Source organism: Ruegeria sp. SCSIO 43209 (assembly GCF_019904295.1).
Lineage (GTDB): Bacteria > Pseudomonadota > Alphaproteobacteria > Rhodobacterales > Rhodobacteraceae > Ruegeria.
Window position 1 is genome coordinate 1,684,676 of record NZ_CP065359.1, and the last position, 22,485, is coordinate 1,707,160.

Genomic DNA, 22,485 nt, shown 5'->3' on the forward strand with positions numbered 1-22,485 from the left:
GTCTCATATTAGGCGAAACTAGACTTGGCAGGTCGCCAATTTATGTAACATAGTACATCAATGGAAGGCAGGGGAGAGCCTTCCGGGGAGGAGCCAGTGGCCAAGGCCGCAAGCCGGACTGAAATGACAATTGGCGTCGTCGTGCGCAGAACACCCGGGGTGACACGCTGGGCGCGTTGGAACTGGCGCGCGGTCGCTGTTTTGCCAGGTGCAGGGCCTGCCGACTGGCAAGAGTTGCGACGTGAAGGTGAGGCCATCGAATACCATGCAGCCACCCTGCCCCTCACGCTCTGGGCCGATGAAACCGAAGCCTACATGGTCAACCTGTCGGACGGTCAACCTTCGCTGTACCTGGTTTTGCGGGATGAGCTGAAAGGCGAAACACCCCTGAATGCCGTATTGATCACCGCCTCACCGTTCGAGGGGCAGGATTATGCGGATACCGGCGAAGAGATCGTTGAGAAGATTCCGATGACCGAAGGGTTGATTGCATGGCTCCGCGATTTCACCCTGCAGCATCATCAGGACGAGGTGTTCATAAAACGTAAACGGGACAAGAAACGCACCGATCTGGTGGAAGACGGCAAGGGCGATGCACGAATCCGGCAGGATTCAGATGTCTACCGGGCTCCGCGTCGGGTGCTGCAATGACCCAGGCCCGCGATTTCTGGTCCCGCCGCAAGGCCGCCGTTCAGGCCGAGACCGAAGCAGAAGCTCTGGCCGCAGAGGAACAGATCATCACAACGCGGCAAGCTGAGCTGGAGGAAAAAAGCGACGCTGAAATTCTGGCCGAGTTTGATCTGCCCGATCCCGATACACTGGAAGCCGGCGATGATGTCTCGGGCTTCATGGCCAAAGCTGTACCTGACCGTCTGCGCCGCCGCGCCTTGCGGCGCCTATGGCGGTTGAATCCTGTTCTGGCCAATGTCGACGGGCTGGTCGATTACGGCGAGGATTATACCGATGCGGCTTGCGTGATTGAGAACATCCAGACCGCGTATCAGGTTGGCAAAGGTATGTTGGCGCATGTCGAAGCGCTCGCTGCCGAGGCAGAAATGTCCGAAGCAGAAACGGAAGCTGACATGCCCGAGGCGATCGAGTCAGATGCAGAACCGATCAACGCCGTCGAACCTGAACCGGAAGCCCCACAGATGGCTGAAATGGAAGAGCCAGAGGAGATCGAACTCCCCCCTGCTCCACGCCGTATGAAATTCGAATTCGAAGGATAACTCTATGACCGCAGACAACGCGCAAACATTGGATATCTCGACTGAGGATCGTCTGCGTGCGGATTTCTATAATTTTCTTGGCCTGCTATTGGCCGGTCCACCCGATCAGTTGCTTCTGGATCAGATGGCCGGGCTAAGCGGTGATGACTCGGATCTAGGTCAGGCCATTCGGGCAATGGCACGGGTGGCCAAGGTGACCAAGCCTGCCGCCGCAGAGCGCGAATTCAACGCACTTTTCATCGGATTGGGCCGAGGCGAACTGCTGCCTTATGCCTCTTTCTACCTGACGGGCTTTCTGAACGAAAAACCCCTGGCGCAGCTGCGCAATGACATGGCCGCGCGAGGCATCACCCGGGCGCAGAATGTTTATGAACCCGAAGACAACATCGCCTCGCTAATGGAAATGATGGCGGGCATGATCGTCGGTCGGTTCGGCGCGCCCGCCACGCTGGAAGATCAAAAGGCGTTCTGGAGCAAACATATCGGGCCCTGGGCCGCGCATTTCTATTCGGATTTGGAAGGTGCCGAGAACTCGGTTCTCTACGCCTCGGTCGGCACGGCTGGTCGGGTGTTCATGGAGATCGAACGTGAAGCCTTTCGAATGACGGCGGCCTAGCCCGCCATTCGCCGGTGCCTTTAGGCACCAAACCGCAATTGGGACAGGAGGAGCCCATGAGCAAGACCAAGGAAGAAGGCGCAACCCGCCGCGACTTCCTGAAACTGGCCGGAACCGCAGCGCCCGCTGCTGTAGCCGCCGCCAGCCTGTCTGGGAAAGCCGAAGCAGCCGAACTGCCGACGGACGAAACCCGGATGCAGGACACCGCGCATACGCGCGCATACCTCGACAGCGCCCGGTTCTGACCCGGACGTAGTCATACCCGACAGACGGTTGCGATTGGCCCTGACGTCGGTTTCGCGAAGTACCAAGCCAGCCATGGGTTACATGGCCAGCAAGGGAGGAAAGAAATGCTTAGGAAAAAGACCAACGGGGTTGCGAGACGCCCCCAGCGGACAAGTATCCTGTCCCAGGTCGGCGAGAAAACCGTCGATCGCCGCGCATTCTTGCGTGGCTCGGGCCTGACGATCGGCGGCCTTGCCGCGATCAGCGCCACGGGTGGAACCGTGACGCCCGCCAGTGCCCAGACAGCGGCAAACACCGCCGTTGAGAATATCAAATCCGTATGCACTCACTGCTCGGTCGGCTGCACGGTCGTTGCCGAGGTACAGAACGGAGTCTGGATCGGGCAGGAACCCGGCTGGGATAGCCCATTCAATCTGGGTGCACACTGCGCCAAGGGGGCCTCGGTGCGCGAGCACGCCCATGGCGAGCGCCGCCTGAAATATCCGATGAAAAAGGAAGGTGGCGAGTGGAAGCGCATCAGCTGGGAAGAGGCGATCAACGAGATCGGCGATGGCATGATGAGCATCCGCGAAGAATCCGGGCCGGACAGCGTGTACTGGCTGGGGTCTGCGAAGCACAATAACGAACAGGCCTATCTGTTCCGCAAGTTCGCCGCCTATTGGGGCACGAACAACGTGGACCATCAGGCCCGTATCTGCCACTCGACCACTGTCGCGGGTGTTGCGAATACATGGGGCTACGGCGCCATGACCAATTCGTACAACGACATGCACAACAGCCGGGCCATCTTCATCATCGGTGGTAACCCGGCCGAGGCGCACCCCGTCTCGCTGCTGCATATCCTGCGTGCGAAAGAGCAGAACAATGCGCCTTTAATCGTCTGTGACCCGCGCTTTACGCGCACCGCGGCCCATGCGGATGAATATGTCCGCTTCCGCCCCGGTACCGACGTCGCTCTGATCTGGGGTATCCTGTGGCATATCTTCGACAACGGCTGGGAGGACAAAGAGTTCATCCGCACCCGTGTCTGGGGGATGGACCAAATCCGGGAAGAGGTTGCCAAGTGGAACCCGGATGAGGTTGAGCGCGTCACCGGTACGCCCGGCTCGCAGCTGCGCCGCGTCGCACGGACCATGGTGAACAACCGCCCCGGTACCGTTGTATGGTGCATGGGTGGTACGCAGCACACCAACGGCAACAACAACACTCGCGCCTACTGCGTGCTTCAGCTTGCGCTTGGCAACATGGGCACCTCAGGTGGTGGCACCAACATCTTCCGCGGCCATGACAACGTGCAAGGCGCGACAGACCTTGGTGTTCTGTCCCATACCCTGCCCGGCTACTATGGCTTGTCAAAAGGCGCATGGGGTCACTGGGCCCGTGTCTGGGGTGAAGAGCCCGAGTGGCTTGCAGGCCAGTTCGCCACGATCAAGGATAAGGAAGGCAAGGATAAACCGCTGCAGAATGAGCGCGGCATCCCGGTTTCCCGCTGGATCGACGGTGTTCTCGAAGACCCAGCTAACATGGATCAGGATAACAACGTCCGCGCCATGGTTCTGTGGGGCCACGCGCCCAACTCGCAGACCCGGATGACGGAAATGAAGACGGCGATGGAGAAGCTGGACATGCTGGTCGTGATCGACCCGTATCCCACCGTCTCGGCCGTGCTGCATGACCGCACCGATGGCGTCTATCTGCTGCCCGCCTGTACGCAGTTCGAAACCCGTGGCTCGGTCACGGCCTCGAACCGATCGCTGCAGTGGCGGGACCGCGTGGTCGAACCTCTGTTCGAAAGCCTGCCGGACGAGGTCATCATGGCCAAGTTCGCCAACAAGTTCGGCTGGGCGGATCGGTTCTTCCGCAATATCGAGATGGAAGATCCCGAAACCCCGAATGTTGAAAGCATCACGCGTGAGTTCAACAGCGGCCTTTGGACAATTGGCTATACCGGTCAGTCGCCGGAACGTCTGAAAAGCCATATGGCCAACCAGCACACGTTCGACAGAACCACGCTGCAAGCCATTGGTGGCCCCAACGACGGCGAGTATTACGGTCTGCCCTGGCCTTGCTGGGGAACGGCTGAGATGGGTCATACGGGGACACCAAACCTGTATGATATGTCCAAACCGGTGGCCGAAGGCGGCCTGACCTTCCGCGCCCGTTTCGGCGTGGAACGGGATGGTGACAACCTGCTGGCCGAAGGGGTCTATAGTGTTGGGTCGGAAATTCAGGATGGTTATCCGGAATTCACGATGCAGATGCTGATGGACCTTGGCTGGGACGGTGACCTGACGGCTGAGGAACGTGCGGCCATCGACGCCGTTGCGGGACCAGAGACCAACTGGAAAACCGACCTTAGCGGCGGTATCCAGCGGGTCGCGATTGCCCATGGCTGTGCGCCCTTCGGGAACGCAAAGGCACGCGCGGTCGTATGGACCTTCCCGGATCCGATCCCACTGCACCGCGAGCCACTCTATACAAACCGGCGCGATCTGGTGGAGGACTATCCAACCTACGATGACCGTCAGGCCTATCGTCTACCTACCCTTTATGCGTCGATCCAAAAGAACGACTTTTCAAAGGATTACCCGATAATCCTCACGTCTGGTCGTCTGGTCGAGTATGAGGGTGGCGGCGATGAGACGCGGTCGAACCCGTGGCTGGCTGAGCTCCAGCAAGACATGTTCGTCGAGATCAATCCGCGCGATGCCAACAACCTTGGTATTCGGGACGGATCACAGGTCTGGGTCGAAGGTCCTGAGGGCGGCAAGGTCAAGGTGATGGCGATGCTGACTAACAGAGTCGGCGCCGGTGTCGCCTTCATGCCCTTCCACTTTGGCGGCCATTTCCAGGGCGAAGACCAGCGGCACAAGTATCCTGCCGGTGCAGACCCCTATGTGCTGGGTGAAAGTACCAACACCGCCCAGACCTATGGCTATGATTCAGTGACCCAGATGCAAGAGACCAAAGCGACTCTCTGCAAAATCTGGTCAGCGTAAGGAGGACGATAATGGCTAGAGCAAAGTTTCTCTGCGACGCTGAACGCTGCATCGAGTGTAACGCCTGCGTAACCGCGTGTAAGAACGAGCACGAGGTGCCGTGGGGCATCAACCGCCGCAGGGTGGTGACGATCAATGACGGCAATCCGGGTGAACGCTCGATCTCGGTGGCCTGTATGCATTGTTCGGATGCGCCCTGCATGGCGGTGTGCCCGGTCGACTGCTTCTATCAGAACGAAGAAGGGGTCGTCCTGCACTCCAAGGACCTGTGCATTGGCTGCGGCTATTGCTTCTATGCGTGCCCCTTCGGCGCGCCGCAATACCCGCAGGCGGGCAACTTCGGATCGCGAGGCAAGATGGACAAATGTACCTTCTGTGCTGGCGGCCCCGAGGAAACGCACTCGACCGCAGAGTTCGCCAAATACGGTCGCAACCGGATCGCAGAGGGCAAATTGCCCATCTGCGCCGAGATGTGTTCTACCAAGGCCCTGCTCGCCGGCGATGGCGACGTAGTCTCGGCTATTTACCGCGAGCGTGTCGTCGCGCGCGGATTTGGTTCGGGCGCTTGGGGTTGGGGCACGGCCTACGATCAGAAAGACGGCTGAACCCGTCTACTAAAGCAAAACGGATGACCCGCAGATGTGGGTCATCCTGCATTGGATTTTTATTGAGGTTCCGATGTTGCGCTTATTCATCGCTTTCCTGCTTTCGCTAACGCTGACCCAAGTTGCGGGCGCTCAAACCAGTGAGGGGGCCGCCCCTGCGGATTCGACCGACCGGTCTACAACCGGCGGCGCGACCACGCTTGAGGACATTCTGGCCCGCCAGCGTGGCGAGAAGGTCGACAACAGCTACAGGTCTGAAAACACCGGTCAGGGCAATGTTGAAGGCCTGCTGGGACAGTTCGGCACCCATGGTGTTGCCTCTGACAGTGACGTCTACCGCGCGCTGCGTTACGGATCTGCGGACGTCACCGTTTCATCCCAGGGACCTGCGGACAGCGTGCTGATTCAAGACGGCGGCATGTGGTGGTTGAACTTCCGAACTGGCCCGTTGCGTGAATATGGAACCTACATTCTGGGCGGAATGCTTGCGATCATTGTGCTTTTCTTTCTGATCCGAGGAAAAATCCGCATCGACGGAGAAAAAACCGGCCGCACGGTCCTTCGTTTCAATAGTTTCGAACGTTTCGGTCACTGGCTCTTTGCCGGGTCGTTCCTTGTGCTCGGCATCACAGGCCTGCTGACCCTTTATGGCCGCGATTTCTTGATCCCGGTCTTTGGCAAAGAAGGGTTCGCCACTATCGCGCAAGGGTGCAAGTGGCTTCACAACAACCTCGCATGGGCCTTCATGTTGGGTCTGATAATCATCACCATAAACTGGATTGCCCATAACATCCCCAACAAGACCGACCTGAAATGGTTGGCCGCCGGAGGGGGCTTGTTCACCAAAGACAGCCATCCACCAGCCAAGAAATTCAATGCGGGTCAAAAGATAATCTTCTGGGCTTGCATTCTACTGGGTGTCTCTATCAGCCTGTCAGGCCTGTCGCTGCTATTCCCGTTCGAGCTGCCGATGTTCGCCAAAACCTTCTCAATCGCCAATTCGACAGGTATTCCGCAGGCGTTGGGTCTGAACCTGCCAGTGCAGATGTCACCGCAGGAAGAGATGCAATATGCCCAAGTTTGGCATGTCATGGTCGCCTACGTGTTCATCGCCATCATCATCGCCCATATCTACCTTGGCTCGGTGGGCATGGAGGGTGCGTTTGACGCCATGGGCACCGGTGAAGTCGAAGAACAATGGGCACGCGAGCACCACTCGCTGTGGCTGGAAGAGCTGCAAGAAAAAGAGGCCGGCAAGGCATCGGCCTCACCTGCAGAATAGATGCGCTGGCTCGCTCTTGCGCTTGTTTTGACCCCCCTGCCCGCCTGGTCCGAGTTTTTCACGCTCAAAGGCCATGGCGGGCCGATCATGGGGATCGCTTCGGCACCGGATGGGCGCATCGCAACGGCCAGTTTCGACAATTCGGTCGGTCTCTGGACCGGACAGACACCGGAATGGCTGGAGGGGCACGAAGCGGCAGTGAACTCGGTCGTTTTCAATGGCACTGCAATCTATTCTGCCGGGGATGACTTCACCCTCCGCCGCTGGCCCGGCGGGGATGTAGTCGGGCAGCACAAAGGCAAGATTATCGGCATTGCAGCGTCGAAAACTCATATCGCGACGGCCAGCTGGGATGGTACCATCGGCCTGTGGCCGGTGGACGGGTCCGAGCCGACCCTGCTTGGGCCAATCGGCAGCGGGGTGAATGCAGTTGTTTTTACGCCGGACGGAAAGCAGCTTTATTCGGCAGGTGTCGACGGAGCGTTGCGTATCTGGGATGTCGCCAGCGGTCAGGAAACAAATCGCCTGATCGAGCATGGTTTTGGCATCAATGAATTGGTCCTGAACGCACAAGACAACTGGATCGCCTACGGTACCGTCGATGGAGTGACACGCATCCTGAGCCTCACCACCGAAGAAGAACATGACTTTACGTTGGATCGGCGCCCGATCCTCGCCATGGCACTGAGCCCCGATCGCAAGCTGTTGGCTGTCGGCGATGGTGAAGGCTTTATAATGGTCATCGACACTTTCGAATGGCGCATTGCACAAGATTTCCGTGCCACCCTGCGCGGTCCGGTTTGGGCGCTCGCTTTTTCTGCAGATGGTCAAAATCTTCACGCAGGCGGCATTGATGAGGCAATGTACAGCTGGCCCGTTTCAGCGCTGGGCGATAGCGAACAGATGGCCGCTGCCGAACCCAGCTTTCTGAAAGACCCAAGCGAGATGGGCAACGGAGAACGGCAATTTGCACGCAAGTGTTCGATCTGTCACAGCCTGACGCCGGATGGAGGTCGACGTGCGGGCCCTACCTTGCACGACATCTTTGGGCGGAAGGCGGGCACATTGCCCGATTATTTGTACTCGGATACGCTGCAAGACTCTGATATTATTTGGAATGAAGAGACAATAAATGCTCTTTTCGACGAAGGCCCGGACCACTACATTCCGGGGTCAAAGATGCCAATGCAGCGGATCACGCAAGCACAGGACCGGTTAGATCTGGTCGCGTTTCTGCGCAGCGCCACCGCACCGCAGGATTGAGCCGGAGGAGAACATGAAAGCCTTTCTGACCGCCGTCGCCGCGATGGTCGTGATCACTGTCGCCGCTCCTTACACGCTGGATCAATTCGGTTTCAGCGCCGCCGACAAGACGTCCGGTTCGGCTGTACGCCTCGACTGAATGCCGCAATACCTGACCACCCGCGAATTGGCGGATCTGCTGCGCATTGGTGAGCGGAAGGCCTATGATCTGGCATCCTCGGGCGAAATCCCGTGTGTACGCGCCATGGGCAAGCTGTTGTTCCCAAAAGCCGAGATCATAGCGTGGCTCAACGCCTCACGCTCTGGCCCCGATGTCGTCGAACCACCCCTGCCGCCGATCGTGGCAGGTAGCCACGATCCCCTGTTGGACTGGGCTTTGCGGGAAAGCGGCTCTGGGCTTGCGACTTACTATGATGGGTCTTTCGACGGGCTGAATCGTCTTGCGGAGCGCAGCGCACAGGCGGCGGCCTTGCATATCCACGAACCAGAAGGCTTCAACACTCAGACCCTGCGCGACACGATGGGCGAAGCACCTGTGATCCTCTACCAGATTGCCAACCGGCAGCGCGGCCTGTTGCTGGCACCCGGCACTTCGGACATCTCGGGGTTTCAGGATCTGAAAGGCAGACGGATCATTCTGCGGCAAGACAGCGCCGCCAGCCAGCGTCTGTTCGATGCACTGCTCGACGCCCACGGACTGGGTCGTGATGATCTGAACACCCTGCCCGTTTGCGCCCGCACAGAAGAAGAGCTGGCCATCGCCCTGCGTGACGGCAAGGCAGAGGTTGGTTTTGGCCTCGGTGCACTGGCGCGCCCGTATGGGCTGAGTTTCATGCCCACCCATTCCGAGCGTCTGGACCTTGCAATCTGGCGCCGCGCCTTCTTCGAGGCCCCCATGCAGACGCTGACCCAGTTTTTGAAATCCGAGCGTTTTATCGAACGCGCTGATGAACTAGGCGGCTATGATCTCGCAAATCTGGGTCGGATCCACCACAACGGCGCCAGTGGCTGATCCGTCGTCCATTCCTTGTTGCGCCAACCCGAGGCGAACTTACTGTGCGTTTGGAAAAAACAACTGCTCACCATCCAGCGTGTAAGACGCAATCGCCGCCTGTCCATCAGGACCGGTCAGCCAGTCGATGAACCTCTGCCCGGCAGCGGCGCGGACGCCTGTGTGCTTTTCAGGGTTCACAAGGATTACACCATATTGGTTAAACAGGCGCGGATCGCCCTCGACCAAGACCTCCAGATTGCCCCGGTTTCTGAAGGATAACCAGGTTGCCCGGTCGGTCAGAGCATACGCGTCCATGCCGCTGGCCACGTTCAGCGTTGCCCCCATCCCCGATCCGGTCTCGCGATACCAAGTCCCCGACGCCGCCGTCGGGTCAACGCCTGTCGCCTCCCAATTGCGCATTTCGGCTTTGTGGGTCCCGCTGTCATCCCCGCGCGAGGCAAAGGGTACCTTCGTTTCGGCCACAGCTGTCAAAGCGGTTGTAATGTCGTTGCCCCCGGCAATTCCGGCCGGATCAGATTTTGGGCCAACCAATACAAAATCATTGTACATGACATCGAACCGTTCGACGCCCCAACCGTCTGCCACAAACTGCTCTTCGGCGGGCTTGGAATGAACCAGAAGAACATCGCCATCGCCGTTGATTGCGTTCCGGATCGCCTGACCGGTCCCGACGGCCACAACCCGTACATCGATACCTGTTTCAGCCTCAAACCCTGGCAGGATATAGTCCAGCAGACCCGAGTTCTGCGTCGAGGTCGTGGATTGCACGACGATAAAGGGTTCTTCCGCCAAACCTGCGCCTGTGGTCAGTCCAAGCGCGACAATTGATGCCCGAACGAAATCAGGGATCATTCGAAGTCTCCATCTCTGTTAATCAGGTTACCAGACCGCCAGCCAGATACCGGCGCGACTCGTTGCTTTTGGGGGCTTCCAGAACCTGCTGCGCCCTTCCGTGTTCCACCACACGCCCTGCCTGCATCATCACGATGTCAGATGCCAGGCGCCGCGCCTGCCCGATGTCATGCGTCACCATCACGATGCGCACACCCCGGGCCGAGGCACGCAGGACCATCCGCTCGATCATCTGCATGGCGCTTGGATCCAATGCACTGGTGGGTTCGTCCAGAAACAAGGTCCTGGGGTCTAAGGCCAACGCGCGCAGGATCGCCAACCTTTGCGCCTCGCCACCAGACAGCGAACGCGCGGATTGACGTGCCTTGCCATCCAGTCCACCTTCGGCCAGCAAAGCTTCGATACGATGCCTGCGCAAGGCACGGGGCATCGATTTCCGCTTTAGCACAAAGTCCAGATTGGCCGCGACCGAGCGGCGCAGCAGCACGGGGCTTTGAAACACCATCGCCTGCCGCGCTTTGTGGGCTGCATTCAACACAACACCGTCCTGACAGACACGCCCGCTGTCGGGTTGAATCAGACCATGCAGACAACGCAGCAACAGACTTTTGCCAGCGCCGTTTGGACCCAAGATCATGGTCGGACCCGGGCCCTCCAGACACAAATGCGGGACATCGAGCAGCACCTTGCCTTCGCGTGCAATGTGCAACCCGTGGACCTCCAACATGCCCGGCACCTCGGTTACGACATCACGCATGGCGCAGCCCTTCCCGCTCGGCCCGCAGGGTCAATGCGCTGACTATCGCGTTTACCGCCACGGCCAAACCGATCAGGATCACACCCAAGGCCAGCGCCAGCGCCAAGTTCCCCTTCGAAGTCTCAAGCGCAATCGTGGTCGTCATCACGCGCGTCACGTGATTGATATTGCCGCCGACGATGATCACTGCGCCTACCTCGGCGATTGCCCGGCCAAACCCGGCCAGTAATGCGGTGACCAGAGCCAGACGCGCGTCCCACAACAGCACCGGGATCGAAGCCAACCGCGATACGCCGAGCGAGCGGAGTTGTTCAGAATACTCCTCGGCCAGCATCTCGACCACCTGCCGGGTAAGTGCGGCCATGATCGGCGTCACCAGCACCACCTGCGCTATGATCATTGCGGTGGGGGTGTAGAGAAGTTCCAGCACCCCCAAAGGACCGGATCGGGACAACATCAGGTAGACCAGCAAACCGACGACGACTGGTGGGAACCCCATCAGAGCGTTCACAAGGATAATCAGCGCCCGCCGTCCCGGAAACCGCGCGACGGCCAAAGCTGCCCCAATAGGCATCCCGATGACCGCCGAAATCAGAACAGCAAAGATCGAAACACGCAGCGACAACAACACAATTGCCCACAGCTCTGCATCCCCTTCGAGGATCAGCGAGAGCGCCTGAGTGAATTCTGATGCAAATCCCTGCATATTCTACCAGTCATGCCGTATGCTGTGACAAAATGCTATGAATTACAGGGAAATACTAAAGGTTCTGGCCAGCAAGTACAGGCACAAATTCGACATTCAAAACTAAGAACGCGGCCCTGACGGGGCCGCGTTTGATTGGCACGTCTTTTGCTGTAGCTGGTTCAGTTCAGCGCAGCGTCGGTGATCTGATGTGTCCATGCCCCTTCAGGCTTTTTGGTGATAACCGGATCAGATCCGCCCGCCAGCAGGGTATCAACCGTGCGGTCGAAATCGGCTGGATCCAGCGCCCCGTTCGACCCTGCGGTCAGCTTGGCAATCTCGCCCATCATGCGCTTTTGATGCTCTTCTGTCTGGGCACCGGTTGCATCGTTTTCGAGAACGATCTCGGCGGCTTCATCCGGGTTCTCTTCGGCGTATTTCCAACCCTTCATCGAGGCGCGGACAAACCGTTCCATCTTGTCGGTGAAGGCCGCATCGCTCAAATTTTCTTCAAGCACATATAGACCATCCTCAAGCGTGGCGACGCCCTGATCTTCGTATTTGAAGGTTACCAGTTCTTCAGGCGTGACACCGGCATCAATGACCTGCCAATACTCATTGTAGGTCATGGTGCTGATGCAATCGGCCTGACGCTGCAGCAGCGGGTCGACGTTAAAGCCTTGTTTCAGCACTTCGACACCGCTGTCGCTTTTGCCATCGGTACCGATTCCCAGCTGACTCATCCAGCTCATGAACGGGAATTCGTTGCCGAAGAACCAGACTCCCAGCGTGCGATTTTTGAGATCTTCAGGCGAGGCAATCCCCGCATCTTTCCAGCAGGTCAGCATCATGCCCGAGCTCTTGAAAGGCTGCGCGATGTTCACCAGAGGCAGACCCTTTTCGCGCGCAGCAAGTGCAGCCGGCATCCATTCCACCGTAACGTCTGCTCCGCCACCTGCGATCACCTGTGTAGGCGCAATATCAGGACCGCCGGGCAGAATGGTGACGTCCAGCCCCTCTTCTTCGTAGAACCCTTTATCTTTTGCCACATAATAGCCCGCAAACTGCGCTTGCGTGACCCACTTCAATTGCAGTGTCACCTCATCCGCAGCAAGTGTCGCACTGGCTGCCAGGCTAAAGGCCGCAACCGCCCCACTGAGTAGCTTCTTCATCTTCATATCTCCTAGTTGCTTATGTTTGCCCCGTTTATGGGGTCTGTTTAATTATTCCTTTATCCTCGCTGCGACGGATGCCAGAAGGTCACCGCCTTTTCGATCATCGCCACTACGCCGTAGAAGGCCGTCCCCGCCAGCGCGGCCACTACAATCTCGGCCCACACCATATCCAGCGACAATTGCCCGACGCTGGTCGATATTCGAAAGCCCATGCCCAATGTGGGGGAGCCAAAGAACTCAGCCACGATAGCGCCGATCAGCGCCAGAGTGGTAGAAATCTTTAGCCCGTTGAAAATAAACGGCATCGCGGCGGGGAGGCGAAGTTTCAGGAAGCTCTGCCAATAGGTGGCGGCATAGGTCTCCATCAGATCGCGCTGCATCGTTGTGGCTTCGCGCAGCCCTGCCACCGTGTTCACCAGCATCGGGAAGAACACCATCACTACGACGACCGCCGCCTTGGAATGCCAGTCGAACCCGAACCACATCACTAGAATGGGTGCGGTGCCCACGATCGGCAGCGCTGCAACAAAGTTGCCGACGGGAAGAAGCCCGAGGCGCAGGAAATCCCATCTATCCACGGCAATTGCCATGAGAAAGGCCGAACCGCAGCCGATGATGTAGCCGCTGAGTGCTCCCTTGATGATCGTTTGAACAAAGTCAGCCCAAAGTGTCGGCAAACTGTCCCAGAAACGGTCCCAGATGACTGATGGTGCGGGCAGGATGACCAAGGGCACTTCTAGTCCACGCACCACCAGTTCCCAGATGCCAATCACGGTCAGACCGAAGATCAGGGGCGCAAGAAACCGCACCATCCGTGTGTCAGAATAGGGTCCGCTGGCCAGACGGCTGTTCAACCACCAGCCCAATAACCAGACAGCGATTGCACTAAGAATAGGTATCATTGTGCCATCCCCATTCGTTTCAGGACGGTCCGCTCGATCAGCCCCAGCAACCCGACGAGACAGGCGGCGAGAATGGCTGCAGCAAACAGCGCCGACCAGATCTGTACCGTCTGGCCATAGTAGCTACCGGCCAGCAGCCGTGCACCCAACCCGGCAACAGCCCCGGTCGGCAGTTCTCCAACAATGGCCCCGACCAGCGACGCAGCGACGCCAATTTTCAGCGATGTAAACAGATAGGGCATCGAGGCCGGCAGGCGCAGTTTCCAAAACCCCTGCGAACGGCTGGCATTGTAGGTTCGCAGCAAATCCAACTGCATAGCATCCGGGCTGCGCAGCCCTTTTACCATGCCTACGACGACGGGGAAGAAACTCAGATACGCCGAAATGATCGCCTTCGGAATGATCCCCTGAACCCCAACAGAATACAGAACAACGATGATCATCGGAGCCAGCGCAATGATAGGAATGGTCTGGCTAACGATCGCCCAGGGCATCACCGACAGATCCATCACCCGACTGTGCACGATCCCGACCGCCAGTAGGATGCCCAACCCGGTTCCGATAGCAAAACCCAGCATCGTGGCGCTCAGCGTGACCCAGCCATGATAAATCAGAGAGCGTTTCGAGGTGATTTTTTTCTCAATCGTGGTTTCCCACAACTCAATCCCAACTTGATGCGGTGCAGGCAGCCGCGGGCGGTCCTGCTCCCATGTGGCTGGGATTGCAAACGCGTTGTTCAAGGCCAGACCGATCTCACCCATGTCACGGCGATCCTTGGCTGAAGGTGGTTGGACTTCAGCACCCGCGCGCTCCTGTTCGGTCAGAACCCCTTTGATATTCATAGGAATACAGGCCGCGTACCAGACAACGACAATGGCGGCGATCACGGTGAGGACTGCAATGATCTGCTTCATGCGTGCCACTCCATCCGAATGACAGGCACCGTGTCAGGTGGCACCGGAGGCTCTCTTCCCGTCTCAACAAAGCCCTCGCGCCGATAAAACCGTTGCGCGTCGACATTTGGCACATGTGTGGTCAGCCAAAGATGGTCGCGCCCCTCCTTCGCCTTATCCAGCAATTGCTTGCCGATGCCCTGTCCAGTGCGCAAACAATACAGCGCACCAACCTTATGTTCGACCGGATCGACAGACATATAGCAATCAATCGGATCACCTGCGATCCAGATGTCCCTGTTCGGAAACGCCTCAAGGATCAGATCCGCCAGCTTTTCTTCTGGCAATTCCTCGGGTATCCAATCGGTCTGCGCGGCCCAGGTCGCGATGATGCGCGCGCAATCCCCCACATCTTCGCGGGATGCCCGTCTGATGCCTTTATCCGCCATCACACATCATCCCCATGACCCGCTCGCAATCCTTCTCGCACGCGGTGGGCGACTTCGATAAACTCGGGCGTGTCACGGATATCCAGAGGCCGCTCTTTCGGCAGAGGGCTATCGATCACATCCGTGATCCGGCCAGGCCGAGGGCTCATTACCACGATCTTGGTGCTGAGATACACCGCTTCGGGGATCGAATGTGTTACGAAACCGATGGTCTTCTCGGTGCGCGCCCATAATGCCAGAAGCTGTTCGTTCAGATGGTCGCGCACAATCTCATCCAGCGCACCGAACGGTTCGTCCATCAGCAGAATATCCGCATCAAATGCCAAGGCCCGCGCAATACTGGCCCGCTGTTGCATCCCGCCCGAGAGCTGCCAGGGGAACTTACCGCCAAATCCATCAAGATCAACAAGTTCCAGAACCTTTCTAACGCGTTCCTCCTGCTCGGCGGAGGAATAGCCCATGATCTCAAGCGGCAGCTTGATGTTCTTTGCAATGGTCCGCCACGGGTAGAGCCCGGCCGCCTGAAACACATACCCATAAGCGCGCTTTCGCCGTGCTTCGTCAGGCGTCATGCCATTCACGGTCAGGGTCCCGCCGGTCGGTGTTTCCAGCGCTGCGATACAGCGCAGGAACGTCGTCTTGCCGCAGCCCGAGGGGCCGATAAAACTAACGAACTCCCCCTTGCCAATCGACAAGTTCACATCTTTCAGCGCATGAATAGGCCCATCATTCGTCTGAAATGTAAGATCCAGCTGCCTTGCCTCAATAACGGGCTGAGTAGTATTTTCTGTATTCATTCCATTGCCTTGAAGAAGCTCAGACCCGAGTCGCCAGAAAGGCGACCCAAGGGGTTTATACTCCCGTTGCCGGTATACCTGTCCGCTCAACAGGCCGGGGCGCTGTCAACTCTTTCCAGGTGCTCAGCGCCTTGTTCACATGGGTATTGGCCTCACGTGCCACGAACTTACCGTGCCCTTCCTGAGTCTGAATCTCGCCATCATGTACAGCCACCGCACCGCGGGTCAGCGTGAACCGAGGCAGCCCTCGCACCTCTTTGCCCTCGAAGACGTTGTAGTCGATCGACGACTGCTGCGTATCAGCCGAGATCACCTTGGCCTTATCCGGATCCCAAACCACCAGATCAGCATCCGCTCCCACGAGAACCGCACCTTTTTTCGGATAACAATTCAATATCTTGGCGATGTTAGTTGAAGTAACAGCCACGAACTCATTCGGCGTCAATCGCCCGGTATTCACCCCATGCGTCCAAAGCATCGGCATCCGATCCTCCAGCCCTCCGGTCCCGTTCGGGATTTTGGTGAAATCACCCACGCCATATCGTTTCTGCTCGGTCGTAAAGGCGCAATGGTCCGTGGCCACGACGCTCAGAGTTCCCGATTGCAAACCGTTCCACAAGCTGTCCTGATGCTGTTTGTTCCGGAACGGAGGGCTCATGACTCGCCGTGCTGCATGCTCCCAATCGTGGTGGAAATACTCGCTTTCATCCAATGTCAGGTGTTGGATCAAAGGCTCGCCCCAAACCCGTTTGCCCTGCATCTTGGCGCGTCGAATAGCCTCGTGCGCCTCCTCACAGGAAGTATGCACCACATAGAGCGGTACGCCCGCCATATCCGCAATCATGATCGCGCGGTTGGTTGCCTCGCCTTCCACCTGTGGCGGGCGGGAATAGGCATGCGCCTCTGGCCCGGTATTGCCTTCTGCCAATAGCTTCGCGCTCAGTTCAGCAACCACATCGCCATTCTCGGCATGGACCATCGCGGTGCCACCCAACTCGGCCAGACGCTTGAACGAAGCAAATAGCTCATCGTCGTTCACCATCAGCGCGCCTTTATAGGCCATGAAATGCTTGAACGTGTTGATGCCGCGCGTCTCAATGACGGTTTTGATGTCATCAAACACCTGCTCGCCCCACCAGGTCACCGCCATATGGAACGAATAATCACAATTCGCGCGCGTAGACTTGTTGTCCCAACGCTTCAGGGCGTCCAACAGGCTTTCGCCCGGATTAGGCAACGCGAAATCCACAACCATCGTGGTCCCGCCTGCCAGCGCTGCGCGCGTGCCGCTTTCGAAATCATCGCTGGAATAGGTTCCCATAAACGGCATTTCCAGATGCGTGTGCGGGTCGATCCCTCCGGGCATGACATAACAGCCCGATGCATCAAGTTCCTTATCACCTCGCAGGTCCGGCCCAATCTCAGTAATCACACCACCTTCGACCTTTACATCCGCCTTATAGGTCAGATCAGCGGTCACAACGGTTCCGTTCTTGATTACAGTGCTCATGTTAAACTCCCTGATGCGGTCTACGCCGCTTGCTTCATCTGGCTAAAAATACCCCGGGGGAGCCGCCCAACGGGCGACGGGGGCAGAGCCCCCTATTCCACGATCCCAGCCGTCTCGACGACCGCATGCAGTAGAACATCCGCCCCGGCTGCAGCCCAATCCTTGCTGATCTCCTCAGCTTCATTATGGCTCAACCCATCAACGCATGGGCACATCACCATCGCGGTTGGCGCTACTCGATTGATCCAGCAGGCGTCATGCCCTGCCCCCGAGATGATGTCCGTATGCGAATACCCTAACCGCTCAGCCGCATCGCGCACAGCCGCCACACAACCCTCATCAAACTTCACCGGATCAAAACCGCCCACTTTCTCGAATTCGATCTGCAACCCCATCTCTTCGACGATATCTTCAGCTGCGACCCGCAGACGGTTCTCCATATCAGTGATCACGTCCAACTCGGGCGAGCGAAAATCGACCGTGAACGCTGCCTTTCCAGGGATCACATTGCGTGAGTTCGGATAGACATCGATATGCCCCGCCGCACCCACGGCATGAGGTGCATGCGACCATGCAATCTCGTCCACTTTCTCAAGAATACGCGCCATCGCCAGCCCGGCATTCTTGCGCATCGGCATCGGTGTAGACCCAGTATGCGCATCCTTGCCGGTCACGGTAACCTGGGTCCAGCTCAAACCCTGACCATGGGTTACAACGCCAATATCCTTACCTTCAGCTTCCAGAATCGGGCCCTGTTCAATGTGCAACTCAAAGAAAGCGTGCATCTTGCGCGCGCCAACCTCTTCATCGCCGCGCCAACCGATGCGGTTCAGTTCATCCCCGAACTTCTTTCCTTCGGCATCCTCACGTGCATAAGCCCAGTCCTGAGTGTGCATTCCGGCAAACACCCCCGAAGACAACATCGCCGGGGCATATCGCGTCCCTTCTTCGTTGGTCCAATTGGTGGCCACAATAGGGTGCTTGGTCTTGATGCCTAGGTCATTCAGCGTGCGAATGATCTCCAGCCCACCAAGCACGCCAAGAACGCCATCATACTTGCCACCAGTGGGCTGCGTATCCAAATGCGACCCTACATAAACCGGCAGAGCCTCGGGATCCGCTCCCTCTCGTCGGGCAAACATATTGCCCATCTGGTCCAGCCCCATCGAGCAACCGGCATCCTCGCACCATTTCTGAAACAGCGCGCGCCCTTCGGCGTCCTCGTCCGTTAGCGTCTGACGGTTGTTGCCACCCGCGACGCCTGGGCCGATCTTGGCCATCTCCATCAGGCTGTCCCATAACCTGTCGCCATTGATCCTGAGATTCTGCGCCGGAGCTGCCATCATGTTCTTCCCTGTTGCTTGCGATTTGGCTCGCTTTTGGTGTCTTGATTTGACCATCTGGTCAAACTCACGCTATCACGGGTTCGACATCAGTCAAGAAATTGCAGTGGCCTGCCGGAATTTTCGACATAATTGACGCCCAACTGGCCGAAAAAAGGACAACAGGTGAACATGCCCAAAGACCGCGCCCCAACCCGGATTCAGCAAAAGAACCGAGCAGCGATTCTCGAGGCGGCCTTGAATGTGTTCTCAGCCCACGGTTTTCGCGGCGCAACCGTCGACCAAATTGCAGCTGAGGCGGGGCTGAGCAAGCCCAACCTGCTCTATTATTTTCCATCGAAAGAAGCGATCCATACAGCCCTGTTGTCGGGTCTGCTTGAAGTCTGGCTCGCTCCCCTGCACGCGTTGAATGAGGATGGCGACCCGCTGGAAGAAATACTGTCTTATATCCAACGCAAGCTTGAGATGAGCCGCGACCTGCCGCGCGAGAGCCGCCTCTTTGCCAATGAGCTTGTTCAGGGCGCGCCGCGCATTCATGAAGCTTTGTCCAGCGATCTCAAAAAACTGGTCGATGAAAAAACCACGATTCTGACAAGCTGGATGGCTCAGGGCAAAATTGCACGAGTCCATCCCTATCATCTGATTTTCTCGATCTGGGCACTGACACAGCATTATGCGGATTTCGATGTTCAAGTCCGGGCAATTCTTGGGGAAGAAGACCCATTCGAAGGCGCGGTTCCGTTCGTGGAAACGCTCTATCGAAAACTGCTTACACCTTAAGAGACACTTAACCCTATTGAGAAAAGCTCGGAGCATGATGACGTATCGCTCAGATCCCGAGCCTTGGATCACCCAGCTTATCTCGTCCCGATCTGCTCGAACGGGAGCTGTTGTACGACGCTTAGTTGCTTGGGTCGAACGGGAGGTTGGTCACGCGGCTTTTCAGGCAGAAGTGAAACGGCGCGGATACCATTTGATCCGCACCGCCAATCAATATGTCATCATCTGCCACAACGGACCCATCGACATTCTGTTCTGAGTAAATTCGTCAAATTTTCTACGCCAAGATTTTTCGACGAAAAATCTCTGACTACTCCGCCGCTTTCGCCATGGGGTTGTTGGGGTGTGTCGTCCAATTGGCATATTCAGGATCAACGACCTTGCCTGTGCGCGGATCAACCGCTCCGGCGGCCATCGGCTCCATGGAAATACACCCCTCTACAGGGCACACATCCACGCAAAGATTGCAGGCCACGCATTCCTCGTCGATAACCTCGAACACCCGATCCGCCGACATCGAAATCGCCTGATGGCTGGTGTCTTCACAGGCTGCAAAACAGCGACCGCATTTGATGCACTGATCCTGATCGATCTTCGCTTTGGCGATGTAGTTGAGGTTCAGATATTGCCAATCCGTCACATTGGGCACTGCGCGTCCGATCACTTCGTCGATATTGGCATAGCCTTTCTCATCCATCCATTCCGACAGGCCAGCCGTCAATTCATCGATGATTTTGAACCCATAGGTCATCGCTGCAGTGCAGACCTGAACATTGCCGCAACCCAGCGAGATAAACTCTGCTGCATCGCGCCAAGTGGTGACGCCACCGATGCCTGAGATCGGTAGCCCATGCGTGGCTTTGGCCCGCGCAATCTCGGACACCATCGACAACGCGATTGGTTTCACCGCCGGTCCGCAGTAGCCACCATGGCTGCCTTTACCGTCAATCGAGGGTTCGGGGCTGAACGTGTCCAGATTGACACTGGTGATCGAGTTGATCGTATTGATCAGCGATACCGCATCCGCGCCCCCATTCTTCGCCGCCGCCGCAGGTTTGCGGATATCCGTAATGTTCGGCGTTAGCTTCACGATAACTGGGCGGTCGTAATACTGTTTGCACCAACGGGTCACCATTTCGATGTATTCCGGCACCTGCCCGACGGCAGACCCCATACCCCGTTCACTCATCCCGTGCGGACAGCCAAAATTCAGCTCGATCCCGTCCGCACCGGTTTCAGCCACACGCGGCAGAATGGCCTTCCAAGCAGCCTCCTCACAGGGCACCATGATCGAGGCGATCAGGGCGCGATCTGGATAATCCGCCTTTACGCGGGCCATTTCCTCAAGGTTCACCTCAAGCGGCCGATCTGTGATCAGTTCGATGTTGTTGAGCCCCAACAACCGGCGGTCCGCGCCATAAATCGCGCCATAGCGTGGGCCGTTCACATTCACGACCGGAGGCCCCTCGGCCCCCAAGGTCTTCCACACTACGCCGCCCCATCCGGCCTCGAAGGCGCGGCGAACATTGTACTCCTTATCCGTCGGTGGCGCGGAGGCCAGCCAATACGGGTTCGGGCTTGATATTCCAAGAAAGTTTGATGTTAAATCAGCCATTTATCCGGCCTCCCTGATGCAGTTCTGCATCTTTGTCTTTGAGTTTCACGCGCTCAGAGCAGCGTGGATATCCATCGCGGCATCGCGACCTTCGGCTACGGCGGTCACGGTCAGGTCTTCGCCACCTGCCGCACAGTCTCCGCCAGCCCACACACCGGTCATTGAAGTGCGTCCCGCCCCGGTCACGGCAATCTTATTGCCATCCAGCGTTAGGCCTTCCGGCGCACCGTCAAGCGTCTGACCGATGGCCTTAAGAACCTGATCGGCCGGCACACGGACAGTTTCACCTGTTCCGGTCAGTCGACCATCATGGCTCGCAGTATACTCCAATTCGATCTCTGCTGCGGCACCATTTCCGTGAATGGCCACCGGCTGAACATTGCAGAGAATCCGAACACCATGCGACGCCGCCAAATCCTGTTCGTACCGGCTGGCACCCATCGCGTCGCGACCTCGGCGATAGGCGATGGTGACGTGCTCAGCGCCTAGCAGTTTCGATTTCACTGCCGCATCTACGGCAGTCATACCACCGCCAATCACAACGACATTGCGACCCACAGGTAGATCAACCAGATCGCTGGCCTGTCGCACATCCGAGATAAAGTCGACCGCCGGGCGCACCCCGTCTTTATCGACCCCATCAGCCCGCAGTGCGTTCACGCCCGCAAGTCCTATTGACAGGAAAACAGCGTCATAGTTCTCCTGCAACCCTTCCAGAGAAATCGTCTCTCCCAGAATCGAACCGGTCTCGATCGCGATCCCGCCTATTTTAAGCAGCCAATCGACCTCGGCCTGTGCAAAATCATTGGTAGATTTATACGCCGCAATCCCGTATTCGTTCAGACCGCCTGGCTTGGGCTTGCCTTCGTGGATCACCACATCGTGCCCCAGCATCGCCAGACGATGCGCACAGGCCAGACCGGCGGGCCCTGCCCCAACTACGGCAATTGTCTTGCCGGTTGATGCGGCGCGCTCGAACGGATGCGCACCCGAGGCCATCACATCATCGGTTGCATAACGCTGCAGGCGTCCGATCTCGACCGGCTTGCCTTCGGCCGTCTCACGCACGCAAGCCTCTTCACACAAAGTTTCGGTCGGACAAACCCGGGCACACATGCCGCCCAGAATGTTCTGCTCCAGAATGGTCTGCCCTGCCGCCTGCGGTTGCCCGGCCTGAATCTGGCGAATGAACAACGGAATATCGATATTCGTAGGACAGGCCGTCACACATGGCGCGTCATAGCAGAAATAGCATCGATCGGCGGCCACAGCGGCCTCGTGCGGGGCCAGTGGCGGATGCAGATCGGTGAAATTCGAGGTCAGCTCATCGCTGGAAAGCCGCCCGGAGACGATCCCGGGTGCCATCTGGCCCTGTGCCATCACTCTACTCCCTGTAGATATGTTTGTTATGGACCCCAGCTTGCCACAATCTGATTTTTTATCAATTGGTAAAATTTGCCAAATGGTCAAAA

General features: G+C 57.8%; 24 protein-coding genes. 12 read left to right on the forward strand and 12 right to left on the reverse strand.

The window, feature by feature from the left end:
• Positions 1-96 precede the first annotated feature (96 nt).
• The 10 genes from I5192_RS08445 to I5192_RS08485 all read left to right on the forward strand — a co-directional run bounded on the left by I5192_RS08445 (position 97) and on the right by I5192_RS08485 (position 9,252).
• Positions 97-651, forward strand: coding sequence for a DUF3305 domain-containing protein (locus tag I5192_RS08445; RefSeq protein WP_170510438.1), 555 nt, complete (start codon positions 97-99; stop codon positions 649-651).
• Complete coding sequence (locus tag I5192_RS08450) at positions 648-1,229, forward strand: DUF3306 domain-containing protein (RefSeq protein WP_223118176.1); 582 nt, start codon at positions 648-650, stop codon at positions 1,227-1,229. Before I5192_RS08445 ends, I5192_RS08450 begins: the two co-directional genes overlap by 4 nt.
• Before the next feature lie 4 nt (positions 1,230-1,233).
• Positions 1,234-1,845, forward strand: coding sequence for a molecular chaperone (locus I5192_RS08455; protein ID WP_223118177.1), 612 nt, complete (start codon positions 1,234-1,236; stop codon positions 1,843-1,845).
• A gap of 56 nt (positions 1,846-1,901) precedes the next feature.
• A complete protein-coding gene (locus tag I5192_RS08460; RefSeq protein ID WP_170393361.1) occupies positions 1,902-2,090 on the forward strand; it encodes a ubiquinol-cytochrome c reductase iron-sulfur subunit N-terminal domain-containing protein in 189 nt (62 codons plus the stop codon).
• Between the two features lie 105 nt (positions 2,091-2,195).
• Entirely contained in the window at positions 2,196-5,090 is a 2,895-nt protein-coding gene (locus tag I5192_RS08465) for a formate dehydrogenase subunit alpha (RefSeq protein WP_170393362.1), read from the forward strand.
• An 11-nt stretch (positions 5,091-5,101) separates the two neighbouring features.
• Positions 5,102-5,695, forward strand: a complete 594-nt coding sequence (gene fdh3B / locus I5192_RS08470) for a formate dehydrogenase FDH3 subunit beta (RefSeq protein WP_037307340.1) — start codon at positions 5,102-5,104, stop codon at positions 5,693-5,695.
• Between the two features lie 73 nt (positions 5,696-5,768).
• Positions 5,769-6,977 (forward strand): formate dehydrogenase subunit gamma, encoded by a 1,209-nt coding sequence (locus tag I5192_RS08475; protein ID WP_223118178.1) that lies wholly within the window; start codon positions 5,769-5,771, stop codon positions 6,975-6,977.
• A complete protein-coding gene (locus tag I5192_RS08480; RefSeq protein WP_223118180.1) occupies positions 6,978-8,240 on the forward strand; it encodes a c-type cytochrome in 1,263 nt (420 codons plus the stop codon).
• Positions 8,241-8,253: 13 nt separating this feature from the next.
• Positions 8,254-8,379: a hypothetical protein gene (locus tag I5192_RS22480; RefSeq protein WP_255612119.1), complete on the forward strand. Its 126-nt coding sequence runs from the start codon at positions 8,254-8,256 to the stop codon at positions 8,377-8,379.
• On the forward strand, positions 8,380-9,252 hold the full coding sequence (locus I5192_RS08485) for a helix-turn-helix transcriptional regulator (protein WP_223118181.1): 873 nt from the start codon (positions 8,380-8,382) through the stop codon (positions 9,250-9,252).
• Between the two features lie 39 nt (positions 9,253-9,291).
• Here the strand turns inward: I5192_RS08485 and I5192_RS08490 are convergent, their stop codons facing one another.
• The 10 genes from I5192_RS08490 to I5192_RS08535 all read right to left on the reverse strand — a co-directional run bounded on the left by I5192_RS08490 (position 9,292) and on the right by I5192_RS08535 (position 18,618).
• Complete coding sequence (locus I5192_RS08490) at positions 9,292-10,107, reverse strand: extracellular solute-binding protein (RefSeq protein WP_223118182.1); 816 nt, start codon at positions 10,105-10,107, stop codon at positions 9,292-9,294.
• A gap of 22 nt (positions 10,108-10,129) precedes the next feature.
• On the reverse strand, positions 10,130-10,864 hold the full coding sequence (locus tag I5192_RS08495) for an ATP-binding cassette domain-containing protein (protein WP_223118183.1): 735 nt from the start codon (positions 10,862-10,864) through the stop codon (positions 10,130-10,132).
• Positions 10,857-11,570 (reverse strand): ABC transporter permease, encoded by a 714-nt coding sequence (locus tag I5192_RS08500; RefSeq protein ID WP_223118184.1) that lies wholly within the window; start codon positions 11,568-11,570, stop codon positions 10,857-10,859. The genes I5192_RS08495 and I5192_RS08500 overlap by 8 nt, the downstream gene beginning before the upstream one ends.
• 161 nt (positions 11,571-11,731) lie before the next feature.
• Positions 11,732-12,721: an ABC transporter substrate-binding protein gene (locus tag I5192_RS08505; protein WP_170393369.1), complete on the reverse strand. Its 990-nt coding sequence runs from the start codon at positions 12,719-12,721 to the stop codon at positions 11,732-11,734.
• A 59-nt stretch (positions 12,722-12,780) separates the two neighbouring features.
• Entirely contained in the window at positions 12,781-13,626 is an 846-nt protein-coding gene (locus I5192_RS08510) for an ABC transporter permease (RefSeq protein ID WP_223118185.1), read from the reverse strand.
• Positions 13,623-14,540: an ABC transporter permease gene (locus I5192_RS08515; RefSeq protein WP_170405143.1), complete on the reverse strand. Its 918-nt coding sequence runs from the start codon at positions 14,538-14,540 to the stop codon at positions 13,623-13,625. The genes I5192_RS08510 and I5192_RS08515 overlap by 4 nt, the downstream gene beginning before the upstream one ends.
• On the reverse strand, positions 14,537-14,968 hold the full coding sequence (locus tag I5192_RS08520; RefSeq protein WP_170393374.1) for a GNAT family N-acetyltransferase: 432 nt from the start codon (positions 14,966-14,968) through the stop codon (positions 14,537-14,539). The genes I5192_RS08515 and I5192_RS08520 overlap by 4 nt, the downstream gene beginning before the upstream one ends.
• On the reverse strand, positions 14,968-15,765 hold the full coding sequence (locus tag I5192_RS08525) for an ABC transporter ATP-binding protein (protein ID WP_170421163.1): 798 nt from the start codon (positions 15,763-15,765) through the stop codon (positions 14,968-14,970). Before I5192_RS08525 ends, I5192_RS08520 begins: the two co-directional genes overlap by 1 nt.
• A 55-nt stretch (positions 15,766-15,820) precedes the next feature.
• Positions 15,821-17,275 carry a dihydropyrimidinase gene (hydA, locus tag I5192_RS08530; protein ID WP_170393377.1) on the reverse strand — a complete coding sequence of 485 codons (1,455 nt, stop codon included), beginning with the start codon at positions 17,273-17,275 and terminating at the stop codon, positions 15,821-15,823.
• A 92-nt stretch (positions 17,276-17,367) separates the two neighbouring features.
• Entirely contained in the window at positions 17,368-18,618 is a 1,251-nt protein-coding gene (locus I5192_RS08535; protein WP_223118282.1) for a Zn-dependent hydrolase, read from the reverse strand.
• Between the two features lie 171 nt (positions 18,619-18,789).
• Here I5192_RS08535 and I5192_RS08540 point away from each other — a divergent pair, with 171 nt between their 5' ends.
• Both I5192_RS08540 and I5192_RS08545 read left to right on the forward strand, forming a co-directional pair.
• Complete coding sequence (locus I5192_RS08540; protein ID WP_170393378.1) at positions 18,790-19,398, forward strand: TetR family transcriptional regulator C-terminal domain-containing protein; 609 nt, start codon at positions 18,790-18,792, stop codon at positions 19,396-19,398.
• A 37-nt stretch (positions 19,399-19,435) separates the two neighbouring features.
• On the forward strand, positions 19,436-19,657 hold the full coding sequence (locus tag I5192_RS08545; RefSeq protein WP_255612120.1) for an N-(5'-phosphoribosyl)anthranilate isomerase: 222 nt from the start codon (positions 19,436-19,438) through the stop codon (positions 19,655-19,657).
• 51 nt (positions 19,658-19,708) lie between these two features.
• Here I5192_RS08545 and preA read toward each other — a convergent pair whose 3' ends face one another.
• Positions 19,709-21,013, reverse strand: coding sequence for an NAD-dependent dihydropyrimidine dehydrogenase subunit PreA (gene preA, locus I5192_RS08550; protein ID WP_170626034.1), 1,305 nt, complete (start codon positions 21,011-21,013; stop codon positions 19,709-19,711).
• A 45-nt stretch (positions 21,014-21,058) separates the two neighbouring features.
• Positions 21,059-22,393, reverse strand: coding sequence for an NAD(P)-dependent oxidoreductase (locus I5192_RS08555; protein WP_223118187.1), 1,335 nt, complete (start codon positions 22,391-22,393; stop codon positions 21,059-21,061).
• Between the last annotated feature and the right edge of the window lie 92 nt (positions 22,394-22,485).